Source organism: Methanobrevibacter sp. (assembly GCF_045112895.1).
Lineage (GTDB): Archaea > Methanobacteriota > Methanobacteria > Methanobacteriales > Methanobacteriaceae > Methanocatella.
Genome location: NZ_JBGUIH010000057.1, coordinates 1 through 8890 on the forward strand (window position 1 = coordinate 1; position 8890 = coordinate 8890).

Here is an 8890-nt window from a genome sequence, read left to right on the forward strand (position 1 = left end):
CTAGTCTAATTACCAAAACTGGACTAACAGCCATCATACCACTATTCTTCAGTGATCAATGCTTTAATTAAATCACTAGCTCTTACAAGACCAACTAAATCCCCTTCAACACCAATAACAGGAATTTGTTCGATGTTTAAGGTTTTCATTTTTTTAGCGCAGTCTGAAACTTTGGTTTTTGAGTTAGCAACTTCAACATTTTCAACTGCAACGTCACGAACTACTTTATCAGTGAATTTTAAGTGGTTTTTCTCAATGTATAATACGGATGTGCTGTCCCAAGACCATTTATCTCCTTCAGTACCAACAGTAGAACTGTGTTCACTTCTCTCAGAGATGATTTCGGATTCTGCGATGAAATCTGTTTCGGTTAAAATACCGGATAATTTTGCATCGTCATCTAATGCCAAGATGGATTTTAAACCGAACTGTTTCATACTTTCAAAGGCAACATTTAATGGAGCGTTTTCCCAAGTGGTTGGAACAGTGGTAATCATATAATTTTCAACTACATCATTAACTTCAATTTTAGTTAAAGCTTTAGATACTAAATCAAAAGATGTAATAATTCCTACCAATTCACCATCTTCATTGACTACTGGAACTCTTCTTACATCATTTTCAATCATTTTGCGAGCTGCAACAACTACATCATCACCAGGATTTACAGTGATTAAATCTCTAGTCATTAACATTGCAATTTGTTCTTCATCAGGATTATTAATTAAATCAGAACGAGTAACTAGTCCTACTAAAATGTCAGTATCTTCTTTAACAACTGGTAATACTGCTTTTTTCTCTTTTCTCATTAAGTCTAAAACTTTATCTCTGTTTCCAGGAACGGAAACACATACTACATTTTTAGACATTGTTCTTTTAACTAACATATAAACACCTTTTTACAAAATACAATAATAAAATGGTAAGATTAATGAATTACGAGCACCGCGCATTTAGCTGAATTTACAACCTTATCCGCTACACTACCCATAATAAATCTATCGAAACCAGATTTTCCTGAACTACCCATTACTATCAAGTCAATTTCTTCTTCTTTTGCCACCTCTAAAATCGCCTTAGCAGGTGATCCTTCTTTAATCACATGGGTAATCTTTAAATCAGTATTATCGTTTAATTCATCAAATTCTTTAAGATTTTCTTCAGATTGTTCTTTTAGAATTTGATTTAATAGATATACTTCATCATCTAATGGAAGTCCGCTAACAAAATTATTTTCTGTGACGCTCACAGCAACAATTTCGGCCCCACTGACTTTTGCTAAAAACAAAGCATGCTCCTGAGCTTTTTTTGCAAATTCAGAGCCGTCTGTGGGAACCAATATTTTTCTATACATCATTAACAACTTCCATAATGTATAAAATATATACTTTAATATTATACATTAAATCTTTTATTAATAGTATATAATATATTTTTCGTTTCAACCCTATTTATTATATTTAAATAAGGATTTTTAGAAAAAGAATTAAAAACAACGAATTCGGCAAAATCATTTTCCCTTATCATGGACTTCCGGATTACATCATTAATCTCAAATCCACAGACATTGGTTGTTGCCATTTTTAAAAGTTCAACCGGACCAATATAATCATTATGGTAGACTGACATGATTTTTAAGCTGAATTCCAATTCACGAAGCATATTGGGTGAATTGAGCATTACATTATCCGTTCCAAGCAATGGCTTTAAACCTAAATTAAGCATATCGTTTAAAGGAGCAACACCAACATTCAAGGTTGCATTTGCCCTTGGACACACAACTACATTTTGAGAAGATTCACAAACCATCTTCAAATCATTGTTTTTAGGATTGGTAAGGTGCACCAATTGGGAAAAGTTAGTCTTAACGCCCTTTTCTATTTCACTTAACCCATATTCGTTTAAGGATTCTATTTGATTGGATTCGGATTCAGCAACATGAATCGATGAGATTTTACCTGCTTTTTCACATTCGCTAGAAATTATTTCAGCAACATCCATAGTAATTTCGCCAAATCCGCTTGGAGCAATGCCGTCAGCGATTTTAAGAATTTTGCGAATTGCTATCTTAACCTTATTCAAGTCGGGATCTTCTCCATAAAAACTATCATCACGACCTAAAATTATTGGCTTTATCGGAACGTCTTTGGAGGCTTCTTTCAATAGCTTAACTCCTTTAATGCCCCCTTCACGATAATCGATGAAATGGGTTGTTCCGCTATGCACCATATCCCACATTGAACTCTTCATCGCTTCAATTAACTCATCATCGCTAGCATTAGCTAAAGCGACATGCTTAATGCCATTTGGCGGTTTGACCATTTCGCTTAAAGACAATGAATATCCCTCATCTTTAATTATTGAATCTCCAATATGGATGTGGCCATTAATAAAAGACGGGCAGACAACGGCCCCCTCAACATCAATGATTTTCCCTTCTCGGGAATCTTTGCCGATTTCGATGATTTTTCCCTCATCGACGACAATATTTTCCCGATGGGGAACTAGATTCGCGCCTTTTAAAATGATTCCATTAGCTATAGTGAACATTAAAGGAAAGTCTAATTTTTTTTATTAATATAATTTTTCATTAAAAAAATTTAAAAATTAAAAAAACTTAATAATAAACTATAATCGTAATTTGATAAAATTTCTTTTTAAACCATCAAGGTGATTGCTATTAACTCTCATGAAATTAGATACTTCTACAGGAACATCGTGAAAACTGGTGATGTATATAGAGTTAAATATAACAATAAAGATTATGGGGAGTTTAGAAAGCTATCTGATGCGTTATATGAAAGGGATGCACTATTTTTTTGTAATTTTGATTATGATTTGCTTGTTGAATGCGATTTGGAAAACAAGTATGAAAATATGGAATTGCCCCCATTTCCTGAAAAAAGGCCAAAAGGCAGAATCAGAGGAACCAAAGTCAACAAGGGAGAAAGGGAAGGGGAAATCCTTTTTAACCATAAGATGCGCAAATTCTATATTCAAAAAGGTGAGGAGATTATCGGTTATTATGACACCATGACCGAAGCGTTCTACTACAAAAAGCTATTGATGGACAATCATTGGGACAAATCTGTCTTAAAAACCCATATCAGTCAAAGAATCGAAGTCAATATTGTTATTGATCCAACAGTCACATATAAAGTACAATTAAACTTCTGTCCTAAATGTAAAAGCAGGTTAAGAATCGGAGAAAAAGAGTGTCCTTCTTGCGGTATTGATATTGAAGAATATCTGTATAAAAATTAAAAAAAAGATAGAGAAAGATTATTCTCCATCTACATATTCATTTAAAGATTTTACATTGATCTCATTATTTTGAACAGCTTGAATAGCATTTAAAACCGCTCTTGCACCAGCCAATGTGGTAACATAAGGTATGCCAAGTTCAATAGCCAGACGTCTAATGATATAACCGTCTTTTGCGGATTGCTTACCTTCGGAAGTGTTAATAATCAAATCAATTTCATTGTTTAGGATAGCATCCCTAATGTTAGGAGAACCTTGAGATACCTTTAAAATCTTTTCGACTGAATCAAGGCCGGTAGCATCTGCAGTGCCGTCAGTTGCTATAATGTCAAATCCTAAATTGGCCGCTTTTTCTGCAATAGGTCTGATTTTTTTCCTATCTGATTTTTTAACACTAATGAAGATTTTACCCTCTTTAGGCAATTCCATGCCTGCTGAAAGCTGTGATTTGTAGAATGCCATTCCATAACTTTCATCAATACCGATACTTTCACCGGTTGATTTCATTTCCGGACCTAAAACAGTATCTGATTCAGGAAGTTTCAAGAATGGGAATACAGATTCTTTTACAGCAACATGATCTATTTTAACCTCTTTGGTTAAGCCAAAGTCTTTTAATTTTGCCCCATTCATAATCCAAGTAGCCACTTTTGCAATAGGCACACCAATAGCTTTACTTACAAAAGGAACTGTTCTACTTGCACGAGGGTTTGCTTCAATGATGTAAACCATTTCTTCATCAAGTTTCACGGCATATTGAATATTCATTAAACCTTTAACATCTAATTCCAAAGCTAATTTTCTTGAATTTTCACGAACAGTATCTAAAATATGTTTTGGAAGTGTTTGAGGGGGTATTATGCATGCGGAATCTCCTGAATGAACACCTGCTTCTTCAATGTGTTCCATGATTCCTGCAATAAATACATCATCACCGTCACATAAAAGGTCCACATCAAGCTCGATTGCATCTTCTAAGAACTTATCGACTAAAATCGGATGGTCTGGTGAGACTTTAACCGCTTCTTCCATATATTCCTCGAGTTCATTCATATCATAAACGATTTCCATTGCTCTTCCACCAATTACATATGATGGACGCACTAGAACAGGGAATGTGATTCTTTCTGCAATTTCTTTTGCTTCTTCAAATGAATTTGCGGTTCCGTATGGTGCTTGGTGAATGTGCAGTTTTTCCAATAGCTCTGCGAATAATTCACGATCTTCTACCCTATCAATACTGTCATATGAAGTTCCCCATATCTTAACACCTGCATTAGCTAATGGTACTGCAAGGTTAATTGAGGTTTGACCTCCAAACTGTACAATTACCCCATCCGGCTTTTCTTGTTCTATTACTCCCATTACATCTTCAAATGTTAACGGTTCAAAGAACAGTTTATCTGAAATGTCATAGTCTGTACTTACAGTTTCCGGGTTGTTGTTGATTAATATTGTTTCAATTCCGTCTTCTTTTAAAGCTAAAGAAGAGTGTACACAACAGTAATCAAATTCAATACCTTGACCGATTCTAATTGGTCCCGCACCGAGAATTACCACTTTTTTCCTAGTTGTTGAGACGAGTTCATTACCTTCATCATAACTACTGTAGTAATATGGAGTCTTTGCTTCAAACTCGGCAGCACAAGTGTCAACCATCTTATAGGACTGTTTAATGTTGTATCTTGAAAGCAGGTTTCTGATATATTCTTCAGTTTGGCCAGACAAATCAGCCAATCTTTTATTGGAACAACCTAACTGTTTCGCTTTTCTTAAATAAACTTCATCATTTAATTTATCAGCAGTCACATCATTTTCAAAGTTGACGATGTTTCTGATTTTGTATAAGAAGAAATTATCGATTTTAGTGATTTTTCCGATTTCATCAATATCCATACCATCCTTAATGGCGGAATATATCTGGAAATAAATCATATCGGTTGGATTTGCCAAGTCTTCTTTGGTCCATTCCACATATTCAAAACCATCGAATCCCATGTCAAGTGATCTGAGCGCCTTTTGGAAAGCCTCTTCGAATGTCCTTCCAATAGCCATTACTTCCCCTGTTGCTTTCATTTGAACTCCGACCTGACGGCTAACACCTTTGAATTTGTCAAATGGCCATCTTGGGATTTTAATTACAACATAATCGATAGCCGGTTCGAATGAAGCTGGAGTCTCTTTTGTAATGTCGTTTTTAATTTCATCTAAAGTCAAGCCTAAAGCCACTTTTGAAGAGATTTTAGCAATCGGATAACCGGTCGCTTTTGATGCAAGCGCACTACTTCTTGATACACGAGGGTTTACTTCAATGACCTTGTATTCGTCGGTTTCAGGGTTGAGTGCAAATTGAATATTACATCCACCGCGAATACCTAATGCTCTGATAATCTTGATTGAAGCATCTCTCATCTTTTGGATGGTCTCATCGCATAAGCATTGAATAGGAGCAACTACAACACTGTCACCTGTGTGAATACCCATAGGGTCAATGTTTTCCATGGTACATACAATGATACAGGTGTCTTCCTTGTCTCTCATTACCTCAAATTCTATTTCCTTCCATCCGAGAACGGATTCATCAATGAGAACTTGGTTAATGAAACTCATATCCAATCCATGATTTGCAATCTCAATCAATTCCTCTTCATTGTGTGCTATTCCTCCGCCGGTACCACCTAATGTGAATGCCGGCCTTACAATAACTGGATAACCAATATCTTCAACAGCCTTGAGTGCATCCTCTACACTTTCAACGGCCTGACATTTTGGAATTTCCTCACCAATCTCCTCCATAAGATTGGCAAACAAGTCCCGGTCCTCCACATCCTTAATTGTCTGAACATCAGAACCTATGACCTTGATTCCTTCCAATAATCCTAAGTCTCCAAGACCTGTTGCAATGTTTAATCCGGTTTGTCCACCCATGGTTGGTAAAATAGCATCTATATCCTCTTTTTCTATGATTTTTGCAACAACTTCCGGAGTCAATGGTTCGGTATAAACAGTATCTGCCATTCCAAGGTCAGTTTGTATAGTAGCCGGATTACTGTTAACGAGTACTGTTTCAATACCTTCCTCTCTTAGTGATTTACATGCTTGTGAACCTGAATAATCGAATTCGGCAGCTTGTCCGATTTGAATAGGTCCAGAACCAATAATTAATACTTTTTTAATATCTTTATCAACTGGCATATGTAATCCCCATAAATTTTTTAATAATCATCCATCATTTGATTGAATTCGTCAAAAATACTTCTTGTATCGTTTGGACCAGGACCCGCTTCAGGGTGGTACTGTATACAATGTAAAGGCAATTCCTTATGTGAAATTCCTTCAGGAGTTCCATCGTTTAAGTTAATTTGGGTTAAAACTAAATCAGTTTCTTTTAATGACTCTTTATCAATGGTAAATCCATGGTTTTGTGAAGTGATGAATACTTTTCCGGTTTCCAAATCTTTAACCGGTTGATTTTCACCCCTGTGCCCAAATTTCATCTTATATGATCTTGCTCCAAAAGATTTTGCAATCAATTGTTGGCCCATACAAATGCCGAAAATCGGCAATCTGTTTGATAATTTTTTCATTGTTTCAATAGTTTCAGTTACTCTGTCCGGATTTCCAGGTCCGGAAGTAATCATCAGTCCGCTTGGAGAATAATCTAATACGGTTTTATAATCAGTATCGTAAGGGAATAATATAACACCAATATCCCTTTCTAAAAATGAGTTGATAATGTTCTTTTTAACACCACAGTCAATCAAAGCAACTTTTTTGTCTGCGTCTTCATTAAATATTTTAATTTCTTTAGTGGATACTAATGGAACAACATCTATATCCTCAATGCTTGGCTGTGCACGAGCCATTTCAAGCAATTCCTCATCGGAAATATCTTCAGTTGTTATTGCTGCTTTAAGTGAACCTCTTTCACGAATCTTAAGGGTCAAATCACGGGTATCGATTCCACTGATTCCCGGAGTTTCAAATTCATTTAAAAATTCGTCCAATGTCTTTTGAGGTCCAAAATTAGAAAGTTCACGGCAGACCTCACGACAAACAAAACCTTCAACCTGAACCTTATCAGATTGATACCACTCTTCACTTACGCCATGATTCCCTTCCAATGGGTAAGTGGACATCAAAATCTCTCCTTTAAAAGACGGATCAGTTAAAGATTCGGTGTAGCCACCCATACCTGTAGAAAAAACAAGTTCTCCCAATTTGGTGGTTTCATAACCGAATGCTTCTCCTCTTAAAACAGTACCATCTTCCAAAGCCAATTTAGCTATTTTCACCATTAAATCACCATCATAAATACATAGAATTACATTCTATCTTTAATATATATTATTTTACTATATTATTAACCTTTGTTTTTTGGATATTTTAAGAATGAATTTCAAAAAAATAATTAAAAAATAAAAATAATTATGTTAGAAAATTGAATATTATTTAATATAGCAATATACCAAATCAAACTTAACGGGAAAGAAGTATGGATTCCGAATCTGAAAAATTAATAAAAAAGCAATTTAGAAATCCAAAGGATTATGAGAAATTCAAAAAGCTGATTAACGAAACAAAAGCTTATGAAGTCCCAAAGTCATTGACAGGGGAGTTAAGGCCATATCAAAAAATAGGATATTCCTGGTTGGTTCAAAACATCAAATATAACTTTGGATGCATATTGGCCGACGATATGGGTCTTGGGAAAACTATCCAGATTTTAACAGCCATCCTCCATTTTAAGGAGATGAATCCATTAGATAATGAGCCGTCATTAATAATCGTTCCCCCTACGCTGATTTCAAACTGGGAAAATGAGATAAATAAATTTACGCCTCAGTTAACTTATTACATTTACCATGGCCCCAACAGGACATTCCCTTTTGAAGATTATGATATCATATTAACCTCTTATGGAGTTATAAGGCTCGATTTAGATATGTTTTTAGACAGAGAATGGTTCATATGTGTTATTGATGAGGCACAAAACATTAAAAATCCGAACACCCAACAGACAAAAGCGATTAAAAGCGTCCCGGCAGCCACCAAAATTGCGTTGACAGGTACTCCAATAGAAAATAGATTAACGGATTACTGGTCAATATTTGATTTTGTAAACAAAGGATACCTATCAACATTAGATAACTTTAAAGCAAATTATGTCATGCGTATTGAAAGACTTGAAGAAACAAAAACTTTAGAAAAATTTAAAACAATAACCAAACCATTTGTATTAAGACGTCTGAAGACTGACGACAACATCAAAGACGAACTTCCGGATAAAATTGTCAATGATATTTACTGTAGCCTAACGAAAAAACAAATTTTATTGTATAATGCAATAATGGCTGGCATATTTGAGGATTTGGAAGGAAAAACCGGCATTGAAAGAAGGGGAATAATCCTAAACATTATCACTGGGCTGAAACAGGCATGCAATCACCCAGCACAATATCTGCGTTCAGACAATCCGAAAATTTCAGAATCCGGAAAAATGGAATTGCTAATAACAATTTTGGAAAACATTTTGGATATGGATGAAAAAGTCATAATCTTTACCCAATATGCCCAAATGGGCAAAATAATACAGAAATTAGTTTCAAAGAAGTTAAAAACGGAT

The 8890-nt window shown here is 35.1% G+C and carries 7 protein-coding genes; 2 read left to right on the plus strand and 5 right to left on the minus strand.

The window, feature by feature from the left end; all coding sequences use genetic code 11:
• Positions 1–41: 41 nt before the first annotated feature.
• The 3 genes from ACJMLD_RS09595 to ACJMLD_RS09605 are packed head-to-tail and all read right to left on the minus strand — an operon-like array spanning position 42 to position 2550.
• The gene (locus ACJMLD_RS09595; protein WP_405270931.1) at positions 42–887 is read right to left on the minus strand and encodes a CBS domain-containing protein; all 846 of its coding nucleotides are present in this window, start codon (positions 885–887) and stop codon (positions 42–44) included.
• A gap of 41 nt (positions 888–928) precedes the next feature.
• Positions 929–1354, minus strand: coding sequence for a universal stress protein (locus ACJMLD_RS09600; protein WP_405270945.1), 426 nt, complete (start codon positions 1352–1354; stop codon positions 929–931).
• A 41-nt stretch (positions 1355–1395) separates the two neighbouring features.
• Positions 1396–2550, minus strand: coding sequence for an amidohydrolase family protein (locus tag ACJMLD_RS09605; RefSeq protein WP_405270934.1), 1155 nt, complete (start codon positions 2548–2550; stop codon positions 1396–1398).
• A 120-nt stretch (positions 2551–2670) separates the two neighbouring features.
• On the opposite strand from ACJMLD_RS09605, the gene ACJMLD_RS09610 reads away from it, so the two are divergent.
• Positions 2671–3264 (plus strand): zinc ribbon domain-containing protein, encoded by a 594-nt coding sequence (locus tag ACJMLD_RS09610; protein WP_405270936.1) that lies wholly within the window; start codon positions 2671–2673, stop codon positions 3262–3264.
• A gap of 18 nt (positions 3265–3282) precedes the next feature.
• Here the strand turns inward: ACJMLD_RS09610 and carB are convergent, their stop codons facing one another.
• Both carB and carA read right to left on the minus strand, forming a co-directional pair.
• The gene (gene carB, locus ACJMLD_RS09615) at positions 3283–6459 is read right to left on the minus strand and encodes a carbamoyl-phosphate synthase large subunit (protein WP_405270938.1); all 3177 of its coding nucleotides are present in this window, start codon (positions 6457–6459) and stop codon (positions 3283–3285) included.
• Between the two features lie 20 nt (positions 6460–6479).
• A complete protein-coding gene (gene carA, locus ACJMLD_RS09620) occupies positions 6480–7562 on the minus strand; it encodes a glutamine-hydrolyzing carbamoyl-phosphate synthase small subunit (RefSeq protein WP_405270941.1) in 1083 nt (360 codons plus the stop codon).
• Between the two features lie 197 nt (positions 7563–7759).
• Between carA and ACJMLD_RS09625 the strand changes: the two genes are divergently transcribed.
• Positions 7760–8890, plus strand: a 1131-nt coding sequence (locus ACJMLD_RS09625) for a DEAD/DEAH box helicase (protein ID WP_405270943.1), incomplete at its 3' end; no start/stop codon positions are given.

Bases quoted from the DNA above. Each gene is read 5' to 3' on its own strand.
- ACJMLD_RS09595 (WP_405270931.1), bottom strand. From the start codon at position 887: ATGTTAGTTAAAAGAACAATGTCTAAAAATGTAGTATGTGTTTCCGTT.
- ACJMLD_RS09600 (WP_405270945.1), bottom strand. From the start codon at position 1,354: ATGTATAGAAAAATATTGGTTCCCACAGACGGCTCTGAATTTGCAAAA.
- ACJMLD_RS09605 (WP_405270934.1), bottom strand. From the start codon at position 2,550: ATGTTCACTATAGCTAATGGAATCATTTTAAAAGGCGCGAATCTAGTT.
- carB (WP_405270938.1), bottom strand. From the start codon at position 6,459: ATGCCAGTTGATAAAGATATTAAAAAAGTATTAATTATTGGTTCTGGA.
- carA (WP_405270941.1), bottom strand. From the start codon at position 7,562: ATGGTGAAAATAGCTAAATTGGCTTTGGAAGATGGTACTGTTTTAAGA.